The 22362-nt window shown below is 49.5% G+C and carries 22 protein-coding genes and 2 riboswitches; of the genes, 17 read left to right on the forward strand and 5 right to left on the reverse strand.

Annotation, left to right across the window (positions count from 1 at the left end; translation table 11 throughout):
• Positions 1 to 663, forward strand: a complete 663-nt coding sequence (locus D889_RS0109530; RefSeq protein WP_010631837.1) for a methionine ABC transporter permease — start codon at positions 1 to 3, stop codon at positions 661 to 663.
• A gap of 120 nt (positions 664 to 783) precedes the next feature.
• The gene (gene psiE / locus D889_RS0109535; RefSeq protein ID WP_010631838.1) at positions 784 to 1188 is read left to right on the forward strand and encodes a phosphate-starvation-inducible protein PsiE; all 405 of its coding nucleotides are present in this window, start codon (positions 784 to 786) and stop codon (positions 1186 to 1188) included.
• 116 nt (positions 1189 to 1304) lie between these two features.
• Here the strand turns inward: psiE and D889_RS0109540 are convergent, their stop codons facing one another.
• A complete protein-coding gene (locus D889_RS0109540) occupies positions 1305 to 2435 on the reverse strand; it encodes a glycerol dehydrogenase (protein WP_010631839.1) in 1131 nt (376 codons plus the stop codon).
• 281 nt (positions 2436 to 2716) lie between these two features.
• Between D889_RS0109540 and D889_RS0109545 the strand changes: the two genes are divergently transcribed.
• From D889_RS0109545 to D889_RS0109560, 4 genes are all read left to right on the forward strand, one after another.
• Positions 2717 to 3646, forward strand: coding sequence for a manganese-dependent inorganic pyrophosphatase (locus D889_RS0109545; RefSeq protein ID WP_010631840.1), 930 nt, complete (start codon positions 2717 to 2719; stop codon positions 3644 to 3646).
• 129 nt (positions 3647 to 3775) lie between these two features.
• Entirely contained in the window at positions 3776 to 4525 is a 750-nt protein-coding gene (gene nfsA, locus D889_RS0109550) for an oxygen-insensitive NADPH nitroreductase (RefSeq protein WP_010631841.1), read from the forward strand.
• A 3-nt stretch (positions 4526 to 4528) separates the two neighbouring features.
• A complete protein-coding gene (locus D889_RS0109555; RefSeq protein ID WP_010631842.1) occupies positions 4529 to 5377 on the forward strand; it encodes a hypothetical protein in 849 nt (282 codons plus the stop codon).
• Between the two features lie 35 nt (positions 5378 to 5412).
• The gene (locus D889_RS0109560; RefSeq protein WP_010631843.1) at positions 5413 to 6468 is read left to right on the forward strand and encodes a lactonase family protein; all 1056 of its coding nucleotides are present in this window, start codon (positions 5413 to 5415) and stop codon (positions 6466 to 6468) included.
• Positions 6469 to 6492: 24 nt separating this feature from the next.
• Here D889_RS0109560 and D889_RS14945 read toward each other — a convergent pair whose 3' ends face one another.
• From D889_RS14945 to D889_RS0109575, 3 genes are all read right to left on the reverse strand, one after another.
• Positions 6493 to 6744 carry a YuzB family protein gene (locus D889_RS14945; protein WP_238537642.1) on the reverse strand — a complete coding sequence of 84 codons (252 nt, stop codon included), beginning with the start codon at positions 6742 to 6744 and terminating at the stop codon, positions 6493 to 6495.
• A gap of 115 nt (positions 6745 to 6859) precedes the next feature.
• Positions 6860 to 7492, reverse strand: a complete 633-nt coding sequence (locus D889_RS0109570; protein WP_010631845.1) for a superoxide dismutase — start codon at positions 7490 to 7492, stop codon at positions 6860 to 6862.
• A gap of 157 nt (positions 7493 to 7649) precedes the next feature.
• A complete protein-coding gene (locus tag D889_RS0109575) occupies positions 7650 to 8987 on the reverse strand; it encodes a 5'-deoxyadenosine deaminase (RefSeq protein ID WP_010631846.1) in 1338 nt (445 codons plus the stop codon).
• Between the two features lie 184 nt (positions 8988 to 9171).
• A riboswitch (purine riboswitch) is annotated at positions 9172 to 9272 on the reverse strand.
• Between the two features lie 354 nt (positions 9273 to 9626).
• Here D889_RS0109575 and D889_RS0109580 point away from each other — a divergent pair.
• The 8 genes from D889_RS0109580 to D889_RS0109615 all read left to right on the forward strand — a co-directional run bounded on the left by D889_RS0109580 (position 9627) and on the right by D889_RS0109615 (position 18611).
• A complete protein-coding gene (locus D889_RS0109580) occupies positions 9627 to 10631 on the forward strand; it encodes a dimethylarginine dimethylaminohydrolase family protein (RefSeq protein ID WP_238537650.1) in 1005 nt (334 codons plus the stop codon).
• Between the two features lie 20 nt (positions 10632 to 10651).
• The gene (locus D889_RS0109585) at positions 10652 to 12328 is read left to right on the forward strand and encodes a M20/M25/M40 family metallo-hydrolase (RefSeq protein ID WP_010631848.1); all 1677 of its coding nucleotides are present in this window, start codon (positions 10652 to 10654) and stop codon (positions 12326 to 12328) included.
• Between the two features lie 79 nt (positions 12329 to 12407).
• On the forward strand, positions 12408 to 13160 hold the full coding sequence (locus D889_RS0109590) for a transporter substrate-binding domain-containing protein (protein ID WP_238537644.1): 753 nt from the start codon (positions 12408 to 12410) through the stop codon (positions 13158 to 13160).
• A gap of 31 nt (positions 13161 to 13191) precedes the next feature.
• Complete coding sequence (locus D889_RS0109595) at positions 13192 to 13872, forward strand: amino acid ABC transporter permease (RefSeq protein WP_010631850.1); 681 nt, start codon at positions 13192 to 13194, stop codon at positions 13870 to 13872.
• Entirely contained in the window at positions 13865 to 14590 is a 726-nt protein-coding gene (locus tag D889_RS0109600) for an amino acid ABC transporter ATP-binding protein (protein WP_010631851.1), read from the forward strand. The genes D889_RS0109595 and D889_RS0109600 overlap by 8 nt, the downstream gene beginning before the upstream one ends.
• Before the next feature lie 165 nt (positions 14591 to 14755).
• The gene (locus D889_RS0109605) at positions 14756 to 16042 is read left to right on the forward strand and encodes an aspartate aminotransferase family protein (RefSeq protein WP_010631852.1); all 1287 of its coding nucleotides are present in this window, start codon (positions 14756 to 14758) and stop codon (positions 16040 to 16042) included.
• A gap of 264 nt (positions 16043 to 16306) precedes the next feature.
• A complete protein-coding gene (locus D889_RS0109610; RefSeq protein WP_010631853.1) occupies positions 16307 to 17155 on the forward strand; it encodes a Cof-type HAD-IIB family hydrolase in 849 nt (282 codons plus the stop codon).
• A gap of 163 nt (positions 17156 to 17318) precedes the next feature.
• A complete protein-coding gene (locus D889_RS0109615) occupies positions 17319 to 18611 on the forward strand; it encodes a CitMHS family transporter (RefSeq protein ID WP_010631854.1) in 1293 nt (430 codons plus the stop codon).
• Positions 18612 to 18731: 120 nt separating this feature from the next.
• On the opposite strand, the gene rnhA is transcribed toward D889_RS0109615, so the two are convergent.
• A complete protein-coding gene (rnhA, locus tag D889_RS0109620) occupies positions 18732 to 19181 on the reverse strand; it encodes a ribonuclease HI (RefSeq protein ID WP_010631855.1) in 450 nt (149 codons plus the stop codon).
• Between the two features lie 219 nt (positions 19182 to 19400).
• On the opposite strand from rnhA, the gene D889_RS0109625 reads away from it, so the two are divergent.
• The 3 genes from D889_RS0109625 to D889_RS0109635 all read left to right on the forward strand — a co-directional run.
• On the forward strand, positions 19401 to 20345 hold the full coding sequence (locus tag D889_RS0109625; protein WP_010631856.1) for a ketopantoate reductase family protein: 945 nt from the start codon (positions 19401 to 19403) through the stop codon (positions 20343 to 20345).
• 94 nt (positions 20346 to 20439) lie between these two features.
• Positions 20440 to 21285 carry a C39 family peptidase gene (locus tag D889_RS0109630; protein ID WP_010631857.1) on the forward strand — a complete coding sequence of 282 codons (846 nt, stop codon included), beginning with the start codon at positions 20440 to 20442 and terminating at the stop codon, positions 21283 to 21285.
• 108 nt (positions 21286 to 21393) lie between these two features.
• Positions 21394 to 21480: riboswitch (cyclic di-GMP riboswitch) on the forward strand.
• A 214-nt stretch (positions 21481 to 21694) separates the two neighbouring features.
• Positions 21695 to 22362, forward strand: a 668-nt coding sequence (locus D889_RS0109635; protein WP_018962307.1) for an SH3 domain-containing protein, incomplete at its 3' end; no start/stop codon positions are given.

Below are 22362 nucleotides of genomic sequence, written 5' to 3' on the forward strand. Positions count from 1 at the left end.
ATGGCTGAATTTATTAATCAGTGGGGCGACGCAATCTGGCAGGGATTTATCCAGACCATGCAGATGACCGTCATTTCCTTAGTGCTCTCAGTTCTTGTCGGAATTCCTCTGGGTGTCTCTCTGATCCTGACGCGCAAAGGCGGGCAGGCGGAGAATCCGGGGCTCTACGCGGTACTTAATGCGATCATTAATGTCATTCGCTCGATACCGTTCATTATTTTGCTGTTTCTGATTCTGCCGGTGACCAAACTGATTGCCGGCACGACGATTGGCGTTCAGGGTGTCATTTTCCCGCTTGTCGTTTCTTGTGCGCCCTATGTCGCCCGTCTGATGGAGTCGGCAATGCTTGAAGTGGACCATGGTGTCATCGAAGCCTATCAGTCGATGGGCATCTCGACGACAAAGATTGTCTGGTATGTCATTATTCGCGAAGCACGTTCGCCGATGATCCTCGGACTGACCATTGCGGCGATCGGACTTATCGGTGAAACGGCAATGGCCGGTCTGGTCGGTGCCGGCGGGTTAGGCGATCTGGCGTACCAGTTCGGTTATACACGGTTCCAGCCGGACGTTATGTATGCCGTCATAATCGTTCTGATCGTGATTGTACAGATCATTCAGTCTCTGGGCAATGCGTTTGCCCGCGGACTCAAGAAAAACTGAACGAATATATGGGTAAAATGAAAAACAGTTTGTCCCGGATCAACAGGGGCGGCTGTTTTTCGTTTTTCGATTAACCGTGTCTCCGGGTTTGGCGGATCACACTATTTAAGGAGAAATCAAATGGAAAACAGGGAAATCGATCACCTTATCACGTCTGTCCTCCAATGGATCCTGAATGTCGTACTGATTGCGCTGGCAGTCATTTTAAGCGTTGCGCTAATCAAAGAAACTTATCAGTTCTTCACCGATCTGTTTCTGAGCGGTAACGCTTCGTATGATCATCTGCTTGAGGGTATTCTGGTTTTCTTCCTGTACTTTGAATTTATCGCGCTGATCATCAAATACTTTCAGGCGCATTATCATTTTCCGCTCAGATATTTTGTCTATATCGGCGTTACGGCGATCGTCCGCCTGATCGTTGTGGTGCATGATCAGCCGCAGTCGATTCTGTATTATTCGATTTCGATTCTCGTTCTGGTCGGCGCACTCTACATTGCCAATACGAAACTGTTAAAAAGAGAATAACCCGCGAGCGACAGGGATCTGTTTCGAGTAAAGCGTATCGGAAAAAGTATGCTGCTTCTCTTAGGTGAGAAACGGCATACTTTGTGTAAACGATTACAATTCTTTTTCTAAAAAGATTAGTTTTTGTAGGATTCGCCGATCGCATCTGCCGTGACGATGGCATTGAAAACATCATCAGGTGTGATTTCGAACGGCATATTGCCCATCGTATCATTATCAGCACAGGAAAGCTGGGCTGCACGGCGCCATTCTTTTTCGTCAAAATGATCTACACCCAGATCGGATAGGGTCAATGGCAGACCAACCGCTTTAATAATATGAACAACTTGGTTGATCTCTTCCTGAGGCGCGTTTTCAAGAACCAGCTGGGTGAGAAGGCCAAATGTCACTTTTTCGCCATGCTGAACACGGTGGATGGACGGTACTGCCGTCATCCCGTTATGAATCGCATGTGCCGCTGCGAGCCCGCCGGATTCGGCGCCGACACCACTCATATAGATGGTTGCTTCGATGGTCTCTTCAACCGCAGTCGTCGATATTTTTTTCTCCACAGCACGCATGGCCGGAATCGCATTGTTCAGGATCGTCTCATAGCATAACCGTGACAGTCCCACACCGACCATGGATGATTTCAGATTAGCCAGGTTCAGACCATTAGCGCGGTGGCAGGCGCGGGCTTCAAAGTAAGTAGTCAGACCGTCGCCCACTCCGGCAGCGAAGAAACGTGCCGGTGCTGCTGCAAGAATCTCTGTATCGGCAATAACCATGTCCGGATTGCCGGGAAGAAAGAGATAATGATCGAACTGACCCTCATCCGTATAAATAACAGCGATTGATGTGCATGGTGCATCGGTTGATGCAATTGTCGGATAAATGACCACGGGCAGTTTTTCATAATAGGCAGTTGCTTTCGCTGTATCAAGTGTTTTTCCGCCACCGATGCCGACAATAACGTCGGCACCTGCCTTACGGGCAAGTTTCCGGTTACGGTCAATTTCGGTCTGACAGCATTCATAGTTGAATTTCTCGAAGGTCGCTTTTTTTCCGTTATCCCGGAAAGAATCGCCGCCTTCAGATGCTGCGCGTTCAACGATGAATTCGTCACAAATAAAATAAGCATTACTTCCGAACGGTGCAATATATTCGCTGATATTTGCGAGAATGCCCTTACCAACAATAAACTTTTTTGGTGAGGTAATCGATTTTGCCAGCTTGGTATTACCCGTCAGTGTTGTCTCGTTCGACATTAATGAACCATCCTTTCGTTTTGATGGTTCAATTATAGATGTCACAATGTCTGGTTTCCAGTGAAAACGCTTGCAAATGTGAAAATAATATGAAATCATGTTGAAATCAATCTGATTACAGGGAATATAGTGACAATTAATATTGACAATGGTTCTATTTTGTAACCTTGTTTACTCCGCTCCCCCATCTATTGAAATTTTGAGATACATAGGGTATGTTTTTAGTGACAGACTATCGATATATGGGAAATAGTCAATATACGTGATTAGAGGTAGAGAAGATGGGAAAAGTGCTTGTTTTCGGGCATAAGAGTCCGGATACCGACGCAATCTGTTCCGCCATTGCTTTTGCTGAGCTGAAAAAGAAGCTTGGTGAAGACGTCGAAGCTGTTCGCCTCGGCGAGCTGAATGGTGAAACGGAATATGTGCTGAAACACTTCAATGTGGAAGTGCCGCGGCTCGTAAAGACGGTTGCCAGTGAAGTGCCGGCTGTTTACCTTGTCGATCATAACGAACGGCAGCAGAGCGTTGCCGATATCGACAAAGTGGACGTGCTTTCTGTTGTCGACCATCACCGGATCGCTAATTTTGAGACGAAAGCACCGCTCTATTACAGAGCAGAACCGGTAGGCTGCACCTGTACGATTCTGAACAAAATTTACAAGGAACAGGGCGTTGCCATTCCGAAGACGATCGCCGGGCTGATGCTTTCTTCGATTATTTCCGACACGCTGCTGTTCAAATCGCCGACCTGCACGGAGGAAGATGTCAAGGCTGCTAAGGAACTGGCGGAAATCTCCGGTGTGGATACGCAGTCCTATGGTCTGGCAATGCTGAAAGCAGGAACGAATATCGGTGACAAAACAGCGGAAGAACTGATCACCATGGATATGAAGCCATTTGAAATGGGCAAGTATCAGGTCGAAATCGGCCAGGTAAACGTAGTAGACTTTGACGATGCCCTGTCCAGACAAGCTGAGCTGGAAGCAGCCATCAACAAGGAGATCGAGGCGAAGAATCTTGACCTGTTCGTCTTCGCGGTGACCAATATTCTGACCAGTGATTCTGAGGGACTGATTCTTGGCAAAGCAGCGGCAGCAGCCGAGAAAGCTTTCCATGTCACTTTGAAGAACAATCTGGCAGTACTTAAAGGCGTGGTTTCACGCAAGAAGCAGATCGTTCCCCCGCTGACCGAAGCCCTGGGAAAATAAGTGGAACAGATGAAGAAGGCGGTGTGGATGGCCGATGTCCGCACCGCCTTTTTTAGCAGCTGTTTGGGCGGGACAGGGCTGGGAAACGTATAATATATAAATTCATTTGATAAGGAGATTTTGCTAAGTATGAAAACCAATCCGGTCATTGAGACGCTGCTGAGTCATCGGTCGATTCGCAAGTTCAAGGATCAGCCGTTAACTGAAGAACAGATTCAGCTTCTGGTTGAAAGTGCCCAGGCGGCATCAACATCAAGTTTTACCCAGTCTTATTCGATCATCGGTGTTGACGATCCGGAAATCAAGAAACAATTGAGAATCATTTCGGCGAATAATCAGTTTTACGTTGAGCACAATGGCTTTTTCTTCGTCTTTGTGGCCGACCAGTATCGTAATCAGCTGATTGGAAGAGACCATCATGAGGATACATCGGTACTTGATACGACACAACGGCTGATTGTGGCATTGGGCGATGCTTCTTTTGCTGCTCAGAACATGGCGGTCGCGGCGGAATCAATAGGCCTTGGCATCTGCTATATAGGAAGCATCCTGAATGATATCAACAAAACATCGGAACTCCTGCAGCTGCCGGATCATGTGTATCCGCTTTTCGGCATGGCCGTCGGCTATCCGGATCAGGATCCCGAGAAGAAGCCGCGCCTGCCGCATGATGTGGTCTATCACCGCAATCACTATAATCCGCAGCCTTCAAGGGATGCGCTCGATGCTTATGATCAGGCAGTCCGCCGCTATTACGAAACAAGAACCGGGGGAACCCGCGAGGAAACGTGGACAGGCCAGATTGCACGCGGTCTCGGCAATCCCTATCGAAAGGCATTGAAGCCATTTCTTGAAAAGCAGCATCTGGGCCTGCGCTAAACAATGTCTGTTCAGCCGGTGATTCTAACAGTACTCAGTGTGCTCTGGTCAAGCTTCATGGCATTTCTGTCCCTGACAGGCGGGCTCGTTGTCTTCGGGTTTATTTTGGGTTATCTTGAGGGACGGTCAAACAGCCATATGATCCGGTCATTCGGCCTGAGAGGGGTGTATGCAACGGCCTGGCTCGGCACACCGATTCATGAACTGAGTCATGCCGCACTGTGTCTCTTGTTCGGACACCGAGTGACCGGTATTCAGCTGTTTCAGAGAAGTGATGCCCACGGCACCATTGGCTATGTGTCGCACGCATACAATCCGGACAGCCTGTACCAGCGGATCGGCAATTTCTTTATCGGCACGGCACCGCTTTTCGGGGGCAGTCTGGCGATCCTGCTCTTTGGCAGGGTTCTGCTTCCTGACACCTTTCAAAAGATGACGGCGCTGATCTTTTCCAGTGATCAGGGATTTTTATGGATGGACCCGCAAAGCTGGGCGTTTTACAGCCACCGTTTAGCCAAAGTTTTTTTTGTTTTGTTTTCGAGTGTCCGGCCGGGGGATTATCGGTTTTGGATTTTTGCCATGCTTGCGTTCTGCACAGCATCACACATGTCGCTGAGCATGGAGGATATTCGCGGCGCCGCGAGCGGGGGCGGCGCGTTAGTTCTGCTGATCGTGGTGATCAACAGCCTCAGTGCGGTATTGGATCCGTCTCTAAGCGGGCAGACGATGCTGCTGATCGGCCGGCTTAATGCATATCTGCTGCTCATGATGGGACTGGCCGTCTTTTTTTCGCTGATCCATCTCTTGATCAGCTGGGGGCTCGATCATCTGCGGCGTCTGGCGGGAAAATAACAGCAATACAATCTTCAGGGCAGGGGGAAAACAGAATGAGTCAGATCAGAGGGTATATCGGCACCTATACAAAAGGAAACAGCAAGGGTATTTATTCATTCGTATTGGATACAGAGAAGGGGCAAATGCTCGATCCGGCATTGGCGGCAGAAGCAGGCAGCCCGACTTATTTATCCGTCAGCAAGGACAGCAGGCAGCTTTTTTCCGTGATCAAAGCCGGACAATCAGGCGGTATCGCGGCTTATCAAATAGATACGGAGGGACGGCTGGAAAAGTCAGGTGAACAGATTTCCGAAGGGGCGTCGCCTTGTTACGTCAGTATCGATCCGGAGGGACAATATCTCCTGTCTGCCAATTATCATCGGGCGACTGTCGACTTATATGCAGCCGGGGGGCCTGATGGAATCGGTGCTTTGCTGGACACAGATGTGCACTCCGGGTCCGGCGCTGATCCGGAGCGCCAGGAAGGTCCTCATGTCCACTTCGCTGATTTAACGCCGGACAGGAAGTTTATCGTTGCTGTTGATCTCGGCACAGATCAGCTGACTACCTATCGGATTGAAGGCGGGAAGCTGGTTCGTGCGGCCGTTATGGATTTTGCACCGGGTACCGGTCCGCGACATATTGTCTTTCATCCGTCCGCTCCTTTCGCCTATGTCATCTCCGAACTTAGTTCCGAGGTCATTGCCCTTCACTACAATGCGGACTCCGGGCGTTTTGACCTCATTCAGAAAATTAGCGCATTGCCGGTACAGTTTACCGGACACAGCCAGGGCGGGGCGATCAAGATCTCTCCGGAGGGCCGGTTTGTGTATGCCTCCAATCGTGGAGCCGATACGCTGGCTGTATTCAGGACGGAGGAGCATTCGGGAAAACTGTCGCTTGTTGCGCAAGTGCCGACCGGTGGGGCATGGCCGCGTGATTTTGAAATCGATCCCACAGGCCGGTTCATCGTTGCGGCGAACCAGAATTCGGGTAACCTGGTCCTTTTCGCGCGGAACAGTGAAACCGGCAGGCTTGACCTTGCTGGTTCGGAAATTTCTGTTCCGGATCCGGTGTGTGTCAAGTTTCTTCATCCTGATTTTCGGTAAAAAGAGGGAAAAAGGATCCTGTTCTCAGGATAGCTTTCTCAGTTCAACGTCCACCTGGTGGCTGATCTTCTCGACGCAGGCATCAATTGTGCCGGCAAAGATCCGTGTTCCGTTAACCATGGCGAAGGGACACATGCTGCACATGCCGCACCGGTTCAGACAATCGTAGGACATGACAGCCACTTCGGGTCTTGAGACTATTTTTTTCAGATGCTCCGGCGTGAGCTGATTGTAGTCGCACAGCTCAATCAGCACCAGACCGATTCCTTCTTCCATATACTCATCTCCCAAACGGTCATTCATCTCTTTAATTTTCATCCGGAGATTCTTTAAAAGCAAGTGGGGTCCACCGAACGGCGGACCCCACTTTTCGAGGGAAGGACATTGAACTTTACTCAGCAACCATCCGACCGGTCACTTTATCGTAAACGTCTGAGACGAAATCCCAGTTGATCATCTTGAAAAAGTTCTTGATGTATTCCGGCCTTTTGTTCTGATACTTAAGGTAGTAAGCATGTTCCCAGACATCGATGCCGAGCAGCGGTGTCTGCCCATCCATCAACGGACTGTCCTGATTCGGCGTGCTGCCAATTGTCAGTTTTTTGCGCGCGTCCAGGGTCAGCCATGCCCAGCCGGATCCAAAACGGCCGGCAGCTGCTGCAGAGAGATCATCCCTGAACGATTCAAAACTGTCGAATGCACTGTCAATGGCTTTTTTTAAATTGCCGCGCGGTTCATGAGCACCGCCGGGAATCAGAACTTTCCATAATAAGCTGTGATTATAGTGACCGCCGCCATTGTTTCGCACCGCTGTCCGGATTTCTTCCGGAACTTTATCCAGATGAATGATCAGGTCTGTTAATGATGCCTTCTTCAGTTCAGGATATTTAGCGAGTGCCGCATTAAGATTAGAGACATAGGTCTGATGGTGCCTGTCATGATGAATCACCATGGTCTCTTTATCGATGTAAGGTTCAAGGGCATCGGGGGAAAATTCAAGTTCCGGCAGATCAAACTGGGTCAAAACGAATCCCTCCTGATATATTCATCATGTTGTTCATGATGTTGGCCATAGATAACGCTGCCGGTAGTCTGCCCGGAAACAACGTGTTTTATGATCGTGGCCTGCCCGGTAATCAATCGTTAATGAAAAAGGTCAGTTGACTTACGGGCATTCATTCTTAAATAGAAATGCCGGTACGTTTCATCAGCCGATCAATTGCCTGCTCCGACTCTTTGAGAATAAGCGCTTTATCCATCGTTTTCATCTGCCGGTTTTCCATCACCATTTTACCATCGATGATCGTTGTTTCCACATCGGAACTGATTGCAGAATAAACAATTTGGGATACAGGGTCGGTTCCAAATGACGGCCGGCAGTGAAAATGATTCAGGTTGAGAATCGCCAGATCAGCTTTCTTTCCGGGTTCCAGGCTGCCGATTTGATCTTCCATACCGACAGCCCGTGCGCCATCGATGGTTGCCATTCTGAACACCTGACGGGCATTCATTGCCGTCGGCCCGTTTGCCGGTTTGTGGATCAGTGCAGCGAGACGCATTTCATTGAACATGTCCAGATTGTTATTGCACGGCGCGCCGTCTGCACCGAGCCCCATATTGATCCCCATGCCGGTCATCTGCGGGACGGCGGCGATACCGGAGGCGAGTTTCAGATTGGATCCGGGACAATGGCTGACATGCACGCCGCGTTTACGGATGATCTCCTTTTCTTCTTCGGTCAGCCAGATGCAGTGGGCAAGGATCAGATGCTTTCCCGCTAAGCCGATATGGTCCAGGTAGACGATGTTGCGCATCCCGGTATCCCGCTCGACAATCGCAATTTCACCACGGTTCTCGGAGGCATGTGTATGGACAAAGACACCGTAATGGTTTGCCAGATCGCGCACCTGAACGAGCAGCTGCTCCGTGCAGGAGATGACAAACCGCGGGGCAAAGGCGTAGCGGATCCGTCCGTTATCGCGGCCGTTCCATTTCTCCAGCAGATCGACACTTTCCTGAATGGATGCATCGGTTTTCTCCTGGAGCCCGGCCGGAACATCTGCGCCTTTATCCATCATGACTTTGCCGGACAGGGCGCGGATGCCGCTTTTATCAATCGCTTCGAATGCCGCATTCGTGTGATGAACGGTTTCCATATCGACAATGGTCGTCGATCCTCCGGCAATCAGCTCACCGGTGCCGAGCATCGCCGATATATAGACAGAATCTTTATCGTGGGCGGCTTCAAGGGGCCAGATCCGCTCCCGCAGCCAGTCCATCAGTTCCAGATCGTCGGCTTTGCCGCGAAACAGCGCCTGGCAGAGATGGATATGGGTCTGAATGAACCCGGGAATGACGGTTTTTCCGGTGGCGTCGATGACTTTATCAACGGTCGGATCATCGATAAACGGTGCTATCTTTGCGATGCGGTCGCCGTCAATAAGCAGATCCCCTGTAAGAATGTCTTCATTCTTATTCATCGTAATAATTCTGGCATGCTTCACCAGTATTTTTCCCAATGATACCCGCCCCCACTGAGTGTTTAAGAATAAGGCTCTGTTAACTTGTCAGTTGTTTTTCGCTGAAGGCGCTCGCTTTCCGCGGCTGATCCCGCAGGAGTCTCGCACCTTCCGATCAAAACAACACAGTATAAACTAACAGTAAACGTGAACAGAGCTAAGAATAAAAAAATGGCTACGAAAAATATGCACGCATATTTTTCGTAGCCGGGAATTTACGGTTCCACGGTAGAAACCCTCAAACCGTATTATTAAGGATATACGAAAACAGAAAGGATGAAGTTTACGGTATTTATAATAGACGGTAATTATACAGGTGTCAATATGAATGTAAGAAATCATAACAATATTATTTATTTCCTTCGTGAATCTGACACAAGACGGATTGAAGGACATGAACAGCTTTGAATCAATGCTGGAAACGTCATCTTTTCTAACCCGATCAGGAAACATTATTATGCTTTGCTGTGTACCTGGAAAAGAAAATGAAGCAGGAAGCGGGGAGACAGCCGGGCGGCATGCCACAGAAAATACAAAGTGAACGAAAAAAACATTGTCACCATTTTCCGTTTTATATTATGATAGAGGCATCAGTACGTGTCAGATTATATCCCATATATTGTGAGAAACTCTCAGGAGGTGTGTGGTTTGTCAGTATTACATAAATATTTGGATGAAAATATGGTCAGGAAACCCTTTGAGGATGCGTCTCTGCTGGAAAAGTACTGGGGCAGCGACTGGGGGAACAGCAATGCCGTCGGTAAAGTCCGCAAAGTGTTTGTTCACCGACCGGGTGATGAAATTAATGAATTGAATAAGGCAAAATTTGAGCCGGAAGCACATGCGCGGATTTTGCGTGACAAGAGCGGCGGCATCGTCAGTTATTGTCTGAGCAAGGATCCGCTCGATCTGGCGAAAATGCAGGAGCAGCATGACACAATGACCTCGGTGTTGAAAAAAGAAGGGGTTGAGGTCATTCCGATGGTGGAGGACGATGAACCCCTGACAAACAATCTGTTTGCCCGCGATGTCGGTATGGTCATCCCCGGCGGACTGGTGATGGCCCGGTTTGCCCTCAAGTTCAGGGTCGGTGAGACGAAAAGAACGCTGCTGACGGCTGCAAAAGCAGGGATGCCGGTACTGGCATCGATCCAGGGTTCAGGCTTCTTTGAGGGCGGCAGTTTCATGGTGCTGGACTCGAAGACAGCGATTTGCGGCCGTTCAATCCGTGTGAATCAGGCCGGCATCGACCAGATGCGGGCGATCCTGTCCTGGCAGGGCATGGAACTGATTGTTGTCGATCTGCCGTCCAGCATGATTCATCTGGATGAGGTTTTCAATATGGTCGATGTCGATAAAGCACTGGTCGATCCGACCAATCTGCCGCACTGGTTCCTGCAGGAGCTGCAGGGGCGCGGGATCAAGCTGATCTACACCGATCCGCTTGATCCGCCGATGACAACGAACTGTCTGTGCCTGGCACCGGGCAAAGTTTTGTTCACATCACTGGGTGTGCGGACCATCGACGCACTGGAAAAAGCAGGCGTTGAAGTCATTGCCATTCCTGTTGACGAACTGAATAAAATGGGCGGGGGTATTCACTGCTCATCACTTGTGCTGCAACGTGACAAACTGGATGACTGAACTTAAAGAGGGGACTGTCAATGTATCAGGAACTCAAGGATCTGCCGGAGGATCGTCAGATCGAGCAGATCGCACGCGCACTGGTTGCTGTTAAGAGCGTGAACGGCACATCAGGTGAAGTGGCTATCGCTGATAAACTTGAAGAAATCATTCGTTCCTATCCATATTTTACGGCTCATCCGGATCATGTCTGGACGCAGTTGCTGAAGCATGATGCTCTGGGGAGGAAGAGTGTGTTCGCATTACTCGAAAGCCCGCAGCCGACAGATCGTACGGTGATCTATCATGGTCATATGGACACCGTCGGTATTGAGGATTTTGGCGCTCTTGAGCCGCATGCCCTGGATCCGGATTATTTGCGTGCGTACTTCAGCAACTATGACAAAGACAGTGATGTGCAGCAGGATGCCGCTTCAGGGGACTGGCTGTTCGGACGCGGGATGCTCGATATGAAGAGCGGCGACGCCGTTCATCTGGGCAACCTGCTGCATTATGTCCGGCATCCGGAAGAACTAAGCGGCAACCTGCTGGTTATGTTCAATCCGGTTGAAGAAAACGATCATGAAGGGATCATGGAAGCCACAAATGAGCTGATCCGGCTGAAAGAAGAGAAGCACCTGAACTATCTGCTGGCGATTAACGGCGACTTTGTCAGTCCGCTCTATAAAGGCGACCCGACCCGGTATGTCTACACCGGGTCGGCCGGCAAACTGCTCGGCTGCTTCTATATCAGAGGACGCGAAACGCACGTCGGTGAAACACTGGCAGGTATTGATCCGACACTGATTGCGAGCAAAATCAATGAAGCGCTCAACGACCGGATGGACCGTGCGGAGAAAATCGATAATGAAGTCATCCTGCCGCCGTCCTGCCTGTATTTCAGGGACCGGAAAGATTTTTATAATGTCCAGACGGCCGGTGCCGCTTATCTGTACTTTAACTATTTTCTATATGAACGCACGCCGAAAGAAGTGCTGGATCAGTTGAAGGGCGTTGCCGAACAGGCGTGTGCCGATTTGAAAGAGTTCCTGAGCCATCAGTACAGCGCGTTTGCGAAAAACTGCGGTTTAAAGGGAAACGCGCCGGACTGGTCCGCCGAGGTCATGACATATGGAGAATTTACTGATACACTTACTGCATCGGGTATTGATGTGGCGAAGATTACAGAGGATACGGTAAGGAAGCACCCGGACAGAGATTTCCGGCAGACCAGCTACCGGATTATTGAAGCACTTGAGGCTGCGGCCGGAGATAAGCGTCCGAAGGTCATCATCTTCTTTGCACCGCCGTACTGCCCGCATAATTATTTGCGGGATGGCGTGGCGGCGGAGCGGCACTGTGACCGGCTGGTCGATCGGATTCTGAAAAAGGCAGAAGAGAAAACAGGTGAGCCGTTTGCAAAGAAGCGCTTCTTCCCGTATCTTGCCGACAGCAGTTATCTGGCGATGAGTGAATCCGATAAGGAGACAGACGACATCATCAGCAATTTCCCCGGCTGGGGCCGGACTTACAGCATTCCTCTGAAACAGATCCACCAATTGAATATCCCGGTACTGGATATGGGCGTCTACGGCAAACGGGCGCATACCTGGATGGAACGGCTCTATAAGCCCTATTCTTACGGTGTGCTTCCCGGACTGATCCGGGAAATGACGGAAGCCGTTCTGTCGGATGAGAAAAACGGCGTGACTGACTGATCAGGTTCTACTCCTTCGCGCAGAAGGTAAAATAATCATGAAGAGGCGAAAAATGATGTTAAAAAAAGCAGGTTTATTGATGATTGCGTTACTTCTTGTCGTATTGACGGCTTGTAGCAGCGGCTCGGGAAGCGGAAGCTCTCAGAAAACCATTGTTCTGGGGACAAGTGCCGATTATCCGCCGTTTGAATCAGTGGATGCCACTAATGGAAATAATTACATCGGGTTTGATATCGATCTGGCCAAAGCAGTGGCCAAGCAGATGGGTTATAAACTCAAGATCCAGAATCAGGACTTCAACGGTCTGATTGCCGCACTGAACAGCAATAAACTTGATTTTGTTATGGCCGGCATGGTCGATACGCCGGAAAGAGAGAAGCAGGTTGATTTTTCAAAGACGTACTACAATGAGTATCAGGTGGTTCTGACCAAAAAGAGTGCCAATATTAAATCGGTCAATGATCTCAAAGGGAAAAAAGTCGGCGTCCAGCTCGGTACGACTCAGGAGGCACTGGCCGTCAAGCTGAACAAAACGATTCCGATGAAACTGCAAAGATGGGACAAGCTGAACGAAATGGCTGAAGCGATGCGCGCCGGCAAGCTTGACGCAATCATTACGGTAGGTTCCGTTGCTTACGGGTATACGAACAAAGACAAAAGTCTGGAACAATTTAGGGCCTTACTGAACGGCAAACCGCAGGCCGACCCGATCAGTGCTGCATTCCCTAAGGGCAGCAAACTGAAGGCCCAGTTCAACAAAGCGCTGGCTACACTGCAGAAGAATGGCGAAGTCGATAAACTCGTCACTAAGTGGATTAAGGATCAAAAATAAGTTTTATGCTGTTGCAGGGAGGAATTGAAGCGTGGATTTTCTAATACAGCTTTTTGAAGGATTCAAGACTATTGCTCCTTCAATTCCGTATATTATTAATGGTGTCTGGGTGTCGCTGGGTATCGCTCTGGGTGCATCGCTGATTGGTTTTGTCGGCGGGATTTTATTATCCCTGTGCAAAATCGGCCGGGTCCGGGTGCTCAGCGGATTAGCCAGAGCCTATACGTCGATTTTCCGCGGGACGCCGCTGATCCTCCAGCTGGCGATTGCCTACTTCGGGATCCCGCAGTTGTTCAAAATGGGCGATGTCAGCCCGCTTGCCTGTGCGATACTAACGTTCGGACTGAATTCAGCAGCATATATGTCGGAAATCATCCGTTCCGGAATCAATGCGGTGGATAAGGGGCAGTTCGAAGCGGCCAAGGCTCTGGGCGTGTCTTACTGGCCGGCCATGAAGGACATCATTCTGCCGCAGGCGATCAAGAACATCCTGCCGGCGATGATGAATGAATTTATCACGCTGACCAAGGATTCGGCCATTGTGTCGACGATTTCCGTCACGGATATGATGCGGCGGTCACAGATTGTTGCGGCAAACTACTACCTCTATTTTCCGCCGATGCTGGTTTCCTTCGTCATGTACTATATCATTGTTCTAATTCTTACATTTGTCGGCGGACGGATAGAAAGGAGGATGCGCCGCAGTGATTAAAGCCGAACATATCTATAAAAACTTCGGAAGCAACCATGTTCTGAAGGACGTTTCTCTTGAAGTAAAGAAAGGCGAAGTCGTCGTCATCATCGGGCCGTCAGGATCCGGAAAATCGACTTTTCTGCGCTGCATCAATCTCCTCGAAGTGCCGACAAAGGGACGGGTGGAGATTGATGATCAGGACCTGACGAAATTAAAACCGAAGCAGGTTGTTAAAGTCCGTGAGAAAGTCGGGATGGTGTTTCAGCACTTTTATCTTTTTCCGCATAAGACGGTTCTGGATAACCTGATCTATGCACCGATGAAGGTCAAGGGACTTTCCAAGGATCAGGCGGTTGCGCGCGCCCGAAATCTGCTGGAAAAAGTAGGCCTGTCGGAAAAAGAAGACCAGTATCCGAGCCGGCTCTCCGGCGGGCAGCAGCAACGTGTTGCTATTGCCCGTTCTCTGGCCATGGAACCGGATTATATGCTGTTCGATGAACCGACGTCCGCCCTTGACCCGGAAATGGTCAAAGAAGTGCTGGATGTCATTCAGTCCCTGGCGGAAACCGGAATGACGATGATTATCGTGACCCATGAGATGGGTTTTGCAAAAAGCGTCGCGAATAAAGTGGTTTTCATGGATGATGGGCAGATTCTCGAATCGGCGTCGCCTTCGGACTTCTTCGCTTCTCCGGAAACCGATCGCGCAAAGAACTTTCTCGAGAAGATACTCTAATTATATTCAGTCTGATCAAAGACGAAGTTTCTTTCATACAGCCTGGTTCAAATGGCACGATAGCAACACGGTCGCTCTAATTCTTCAACAGGGGATATGAAGCGGAGTCTGTAAGGTCGCGGAGAGAGTTACGGTTTGCATTTCTAAAAAGAGGTCGGGTGGCGCATGACTGAAAAGAGTATGTATGAAAAATCGCTGGATCTGTTTCCGCCGGTTGCGAACCGGGCGACACATCTGGGGATTGTCAAAGGTGAAGGCGCTTATGTCTGGGACGAAAACGGCAAAAAATATCTGGACTTTGCCAGTGGTGTTGCCGTGGTCAATTGTGGCCACAATCATCCTTATGTCCTGAAAAAAGCCAGGGCGCAGATGGATAAACTGGTTCACGGCGGTCATAATGTCGTTTACTACCAGTCCTATATTGATCTGGCCGAAAAGATTCTGGGGCATGTCGGACACGATTACAAGATCTACTTTTCCAATAGTGGGGCAGAAGCCAATGAGGGTGCGATCAAGTTGGCCAAACAAGTCACCGGCCGACCGGGAATCATCACGTTCAAACGCAGTTTCCACGGCCGGACACTGGCAACGGCAACGCTGACTGCATCCAGTTCAAAATTCAGGAGACATTATGAAGGCCTGCTTCCGAGTGTTTACTACGCCGATTACCCCTATGCGGCACGAACCGGACTGACAGAAGATCAGGAAGTCGCCCGCTGTCTGGGTTCCATTCGTGAGATTTTCCGTGATCTGATCGAACCGGAGCAGGTTGCCTGCATGATTCTTGAACCGGTCCAGGGGGAAGGCGGTTATATTGTGCCGCCGAAATCTTTCCTGCAGGCACTTCGAAAGATTTGCGATGAGCATGGCATTCTGCTTATATTCGATGAAGTCCAGACCGGCTTCGGCAGAACCGGGAAAATTTTTGCCTACGAGCACTTCGATGTGAAACCGGACATTATGTCGCTTGCCAAAGCGATTGCCAACGGGTTTCCGCTGAGTGCCGTTGTGGCCCGGCGGGATCTGATGGACAAGTGGCCGGCCGGAACACATGGCGGCACGTTCGGCGGTAATCCGGTTGCCTGTGCGGCCGGTGTGGCTGTCTTCGAATTACTGGAAGGCGGTCTCGTCGACCATGCTGCCGAAATGGGACGCTACTTCAGGCAGAAACTTGATGCCCTCACGGCGAATCATCAGGAAATTCTGGAAATCCGGGGACTCGGTCTGATGATCGGCGCGGAGTTTGTCGATCACAACGGGAAACCTGATGCCGCCCTGGTCACAGAGATCAGAAAGAGGGCGCTCGAAAAAGGTCTGATCCTCCTGTATTGCGGCGTTGATAACAACTGCATCCGGTTCATCCCGCCGCTGATTGTCACAGAAGCGCAGATTGATGATGCGATGCAAATACTTACGGAGAGCCTTGAAGAATCTTTACAGGCTGCCCGATAATCCAATCATTTTTGGGGATGCCGGCGAACTGCCGGCATTTTTTCTTTGGTTTGAAGTGCGTGCAGGAATTCAAAGCGCGCGCCGAAACAGGGAAATACCGCTCCGAATCCAGCCCGAGGGGCGCCGGGATCCAGAGGACACGCTGAATCGATAAGAAATCGTCTCATTTTAACAAAACCTTAATTTTAAATGCTTTTTAAGCGCTGTCATTTTATGTTAAAATGACCTTATTGCGGGACGTTAACAGTGAAGGTGGGACATAATATGTACCAGACAGTGATGATGGATCTTGATGGAACGACGCTGACACCTGAAAATACGGTGCCGGAAGAGCTGAATAATTATTTGAAAAAGCTGCGGGCAAGAGGTGTTCATGTGTTTGTCGTCACCGGCCGGACGCTGGGAAGAATATCGAATATCTTACCGGCGGATTTTCCTGCTGAAGGTATCGTGACGACAAACGGAATGGCTGTTTACGCGGGCGGCCGGATGATTTATCGAAATGCTCTGCCTGAGAAGCTGGTCCTCGAACTGCTGCATCATGCAAGAAGCCATAAGATCTACTATCAGATGGATACTTCTGAGGACAGTTTTGCCTTACTGCGTGACAAACCGTACTTTGTTGAGCAGATTAGCGGACAGCGACCGGAATCGGTATCAAAAAATGAGTGGCTGTCACGCAAGCAAGCCATCGCCGGAGACTTAGTCTGGAAGGAAACCATGAGCCGTGAAGAACTGGCCGATGTCAATAAAATTTATTTTTTCAGCAGCATCCCCGAAAAGATTGAAAACTGGAAGGAACGCCTTAATCAGCTTCGCACAAAAATTCCTTTTGACTGCTTTTCTTCTTCGCACAGCAATGTGGAAGCAAGCGGGAAAGGCGTGTCCAAAGCGACCGGAATCCGAATTTTATTGAACCATTTTCATCTTTCTCCAGAAAAAGCTGTTGTATTTGGCGATGGAGAGAATGATCTGCCCATGTTCCGGATCGCCGGCCATTCCGTGGCCATGCAAAATGCACCGGATGCCATCAAACAACAGGCAGACGAGGTAACGAGATACTCGCATGCTGAAAACGGACTCTATCATTTTTTGAAACAAACGTTTGAATAATTTACTTTACAGAGAAAAAGATAGGTGCACAGTATTGTAAGCGGATACATTAGTGGCATAGATCACACCCTGCATCGATAGGATAGCTGTATGGGACGTACCCATCCGAATGTTCGGGATCTGCGGCGACTATCGAAGAAAAAAGTGAGGGGATGATCGACTTATGCTGGCTGTTCTCGGCTTTTTGACGATTATTGTTTTCATGTATCTGATCATGTCCAAACGGCTGTCGGCGCTGATTGCACTGATGCTGGTACCGGTTGTGTTCGCCGTTATCGGCGGATTTTCCAGCACAATCGGCGACATGATGCTGAAAGGCCTGGCAGGTGTTGCGCCAACCGGTATTATGATTCTATTCGCCATCCTGTATTTCGGAATCATGATTGATGCGGGACTCTTTGATCCGCTGATCGCCCTGATCCTGCGCATTGTGAAGGGTGACCCGCTGAAGATTGCTCTTGGGACAGCGATTCTGGCAGCTGTTGTTTCTCTCGATGGCGATGGAACAACAACCTATATGATCACCATTTCAGCGATGCTCCCTCTGTACAAACGGATTGGCATGCGGCCGATCGTTCTTGCCGGGATTGCCATTTCCGCATCTGGTGTGATGAATCTTCTGCCGTGGGGCGGTCCGACCGCACGCGTGCTCGCTTCGCTGAATCAGACGACGGGCAGTGTGTTTGTTCCGGTGATCCCGACGATGATCGCCGGCCTGCTTTTTGTGATGCTGATTGCTTTTTTCATGGGAAGGAAAGAGCGGAAACGACTCGGTGTGCTTAAAATTGACGGTAAAACACCTGACGAACACGCTGCGGCCAGAGCGGCAGACACATTCAAACGTCCCCGGCTGGTCTGGATTAATGGTGTGCTGACCGTCCTGCTCCTGATTTTCCTGATCAAGGAATGGATTCCGGTGCCGGTGCTCTTCATGATTGGATTCGCTCTTGCCGCAATGATTAATTATCCGAATCTTAAGGATCAGAAAGAGCGTGTCCAGGCTTACGCGGGCAATGCATTGTCCGTCGTTTCAATGATCTTTGCCGCGGGAATTTTCACCGGAATTTTTACCGGGACCAAAATGGTCGACGCCATGGCGTCGGTTCTCATCAGCCATATTCCTGCTTCACTCGGTCCGCACTGGGCAGTGATCACGGCCCTGATCAGTGCTCCGTTTACTTTCGTGATGTCTAACGATGCCTTTTATTTCGGCATTGTGCCGCTGATCGCCAGGACGGCCGCCTCCTATGGCGTTGATCCGGCGCTGATCGGTCGCGCTTCGTTACTCGGACTGCCGGTTCATCTTTTCAGCCCGCTGGTTCCTTCCACCTATCTGCTGGTCGGAATGGTCGGCGCCGAACTTGGAGAATTGCAGCGCTTTTTCCTGAAATGGGCCTGCGGTACAGCCGGCGTCATGATCGCAGCCGCATTGATCTTTGGCATTATTCCATTATGATTCCTGAGAAAATAGATTAAATCTTGGGTTAGCGATTCATTTATGCCGGAGAAGGAGAGGCAGGATACATCACTGCTTCTCCTTCTCCGGCTGCTGTTTTCGACTGCAGATGTTCGGCAGTTAACTGATCTCATCCATTGCTCTGTTTGCCAGAGCATCGGCACGTTCATTCAGAGCGACGCCGTTGTGGCCTTTAACCTTATGAAACGTGATGTTATTTTGTTTTGCCGCCAATTGATTCAGTCGGAACCATAATTCCTTGTTCTTGACCTGCTTTCCGGAGGCAGTTTTCCAGCCGTTTCGAATCCACCCATTGATCCAGCCGTTCATACCATTGACGACATAAGCACTGTCAATATAAAAGGAAACCGGAATATCCGTTGTCTTCAGCGATTCCAGTGCGCTAATGGCCGCAGTGAGTTCCATGACATTATTTGTTGTATTTCTGGCGTTTCCATAAAGTTCTTTTGACTTCCCGCGGAACTGAAGGACAACGCCCCACCCGCCGACATTATGATTTTCCTGATTGCCGCGGCAGCCGCCATCGCAATAGATAATGATTTCATCCATTTGCCGTCACCCGATTTCATTCTGATTGGTTACTTAGCTTATTATAATCCTGTATACAGGCCGTTCCAAACAACGCCGGCCTGCAAGGTTGCGGCCAAGCGCATATTTTTAGAAAGACAATCCGGACCTGGCCGTTTTTTAAAGAAAAAATGATAGAATAAAACTGTTATGTAATAAATACTAACAGGCGCTGTCGCCTGAACAAAGGGGCATTCGGCATTGAAAATAGCGATTCTCGGAGTTGGAGCAATCGGCGGCTTCTTCGGCGGCCTTCTGGCGAAAAACAAATTGGATGTCACTTTTATCGCAAGAGGGAAAACTCTCGAACGGCTGCGCAGCCATCCACTGGAAGTGAAAAGCATTAAAGGTGATTTTTCACTTCAGGTGGAAGTACTCGATGCCGGAAAACTAACGGGGGACGAGACTTTCGACATCATCCTGCTGGCAGTGAAATCCACGGCCTTGCAGCCTTCCATTGAAGAGATCAAAAAGCTGTCCGGCCCCCAGACCGAGATTATTTGCCTTCTGAACGGCATCGGTAATGAAGAAAAGCTTGCGGAAACATTTGGCCCGGAGCATATTGTCGGCGGATCGGCGTTCATTTCGGTCATCCGGGAGGCGCCCGGAGTGGTCAATCATGTGGGTGAAGGAACGCTGGTCATCGGTGAATGGAAGAAGGGCAAAAATGCGGATCGGCTTGTCCCTCTGATTAAGGCCTTCTCAGCTTCCGGGATTAAGGCGACGGTTTCGGAAAATATCCGTCAAATCAAATGGGAAAAATTATTGTGGAATATTATTTATAATCCGCTGACCGCACTGACGGGCACCAGGGTCGGCGAAGCACTTGAGGATCCGGATCTCAACGATCTTTTCAATCAGGTCAAACAGGAGTTTCTTGCTACTGCACGGGCTGTCGGCATTCAGATTCGCAGCAGCTATGTAGATAACGTCCTTTTACCTGATCCACAGGTACAGAATCATAAGACATCGATGCTTCAGGATTTTGAAAATGGCAGGAAAATGGAACTGGAAGCGATTCTCGGTTTTGTCGTTCAGACTGCAGGGAACTATCATGTTCCCGTTACAACCATTGATACCCTCTACCACTTGCTGCGGTTCGCGGAAAGATCAAGGAAGGAAACAGAGGGGAATAATAAAAAATAACGATCATATTTTGCAGTCTGGAATAAACTATGGCTCTTCACGTATTCCGGGTTGACCGGACCATAGTCATACACTTCATGAAGGGATTAATCAAATGTCATCAAAGGCTGCTGTTGCGGGGATCATGTGTCTGATCATGCTGCTCTGCGTTCTTTTACTGACGCATACAGTGATGAAGGATCAGGGGATCGCGGAAAGAACAGACAAGGATGCGGCAAAGAAAACGGAAATAGTCAGGAAATCGGCCACCGGGACGGAGATGCCTTCTTCCCGGCTGTTGACGAAGATCAGAGAATCCAGGCAGATACTTCGGCAAGATCAGGAGAATATTCCCGAAGAGGCTGAGGTCTCCGCCCCTTTTGTCAGTCAGCGTCCCGAACTTCCAAATGGCTGCGAGGTGACAAGCCTGACCATGCTTCTTCGTTCTGCCGGGATTCCGGCAGACAAAATGACATTGGCGGCACAGATGGAAAAGGTCCCCTTTTCTTCGGGAAAATTTAATGGGAATCCGAATGAAGGTTTTGTCGGTAATATGTATAACGGGGATAAAGCGCATCCCGGCCTGGCCGTATATCATGGACCGGTGGCTGATCTGGCCGGAAAATATCTTGGAAATCGAGTGGTTGATTTTACCGGAAGTTCCTGGAACAAGGTTGAGGAACAGCTAGCGGAAGGACATCCTGTCTGGGTGATTACAAGTATCAATTTTGTTCCGGTTGCGGATTCGCAATGGGTCAACTGGCATACACGGCAAGGTGATATGAAAGTCTCATTCCAGGAACATTCCGTACTTTTGACAGGGTACGACAAAAATCATGTCCGGTTTAATGATCCGCTGTCACGCTCAGGAGGTACGCGTATTGCTGTGAAATCGGCATTTGTTACTGCATGGGAACAATTCGGGAGGCAGGCGATCACCTATCATAGCGTAGAAAAGTAAACATGGCTTCGGGAAATAAGTGCATCGGTCATGGGGATGAATGACTGAGATTGCTTGCGATTTTTGGAAATATGCGGTATATTTAATTTTGTAAACAGGTAGATAGTCTTATTTAAAGAGCAAACCTGCGGAAACGCAGTGACGCAAAGCCTCGGGTCTAAAGGCATGTTTGTCGATGATGGCCGGGCTCCCGTATTTGTCTGATGAACTTTGAACAGCAAACGTACAGATGAGTCTATTTGTTACACGGAATAATATACCTTTTTTATCTCCTTCCGACTTCTTCTGTAATCTTTTCTTTCTTTTGCTGCATCTTCTGTATCTCAGAACGGCCTTTCGGGACGGCATAATCGTCGCTGTACGCAGATTGTGACTGTTTGCAATAGGATATTTCCGGAGGTGCAGCCCATTGATCCCCACACGAAGCCTCACAGCCATCGGGACTTTCGCGGCCGCGGCCGCGGCAGTAGCTGCTGCAGCCGCAGCAATGCCTGGTGTCGCACATGCAGATGAATTTAAAACCTATATCGGGCAGGCAACAACTCTATTGAATGTCCGAAGTACGCCAAGCACCCGGCAACCGAAGATCGGCCGGTTTTCACCGGGAGATACTTTCAAAGTAACAGGCGTTGCAGGTAAAAGTGAAAAGGGCAACTGGCTTCAAATTACATATCAAAACAAAACGGCTTATGTTGATGGTACCTATGTGACTCAAAAACAGCAGCCGGCAGCAAATAAAAAACCGACCCAATCGGTTCAAAGTATTCAGCACTATCAGGTGTTCACAACAGACAATCTGAATGTTCGTTTCCTTCCAGGCATAAGCGGGACCGTTCTGACCACCTTAAAAAAAGGTTCGGCGGTGACGGTGACCGGCAAAACTGCCGATGGCTGGCTCCAGATCAGTTATAAAGGCGGATCAGCCTATGTATCCGAAAAGTATGTTCAGTCAGGAAGCACACCGCGTCTTTCAGCAAAAGCGTCGGTTACCGTCCAATACAAGGGGACGACGACGGACAACCTGAATGTGCGGACCGGCGCAACCACTTCGGCGAAACGGCTGACGACGCTGAAGAA

The sequence above is a fragment of the Sporolactobacillus vineae DSM 21990 = SL153 genome, assembly GCF_000377985.1.
Lineage (GTDB): Bacteria > Bacillota > Bacilli > Bacillales > Sporolactobacillaceae > Sporolactobacillus > Sporolactobacillus vineae.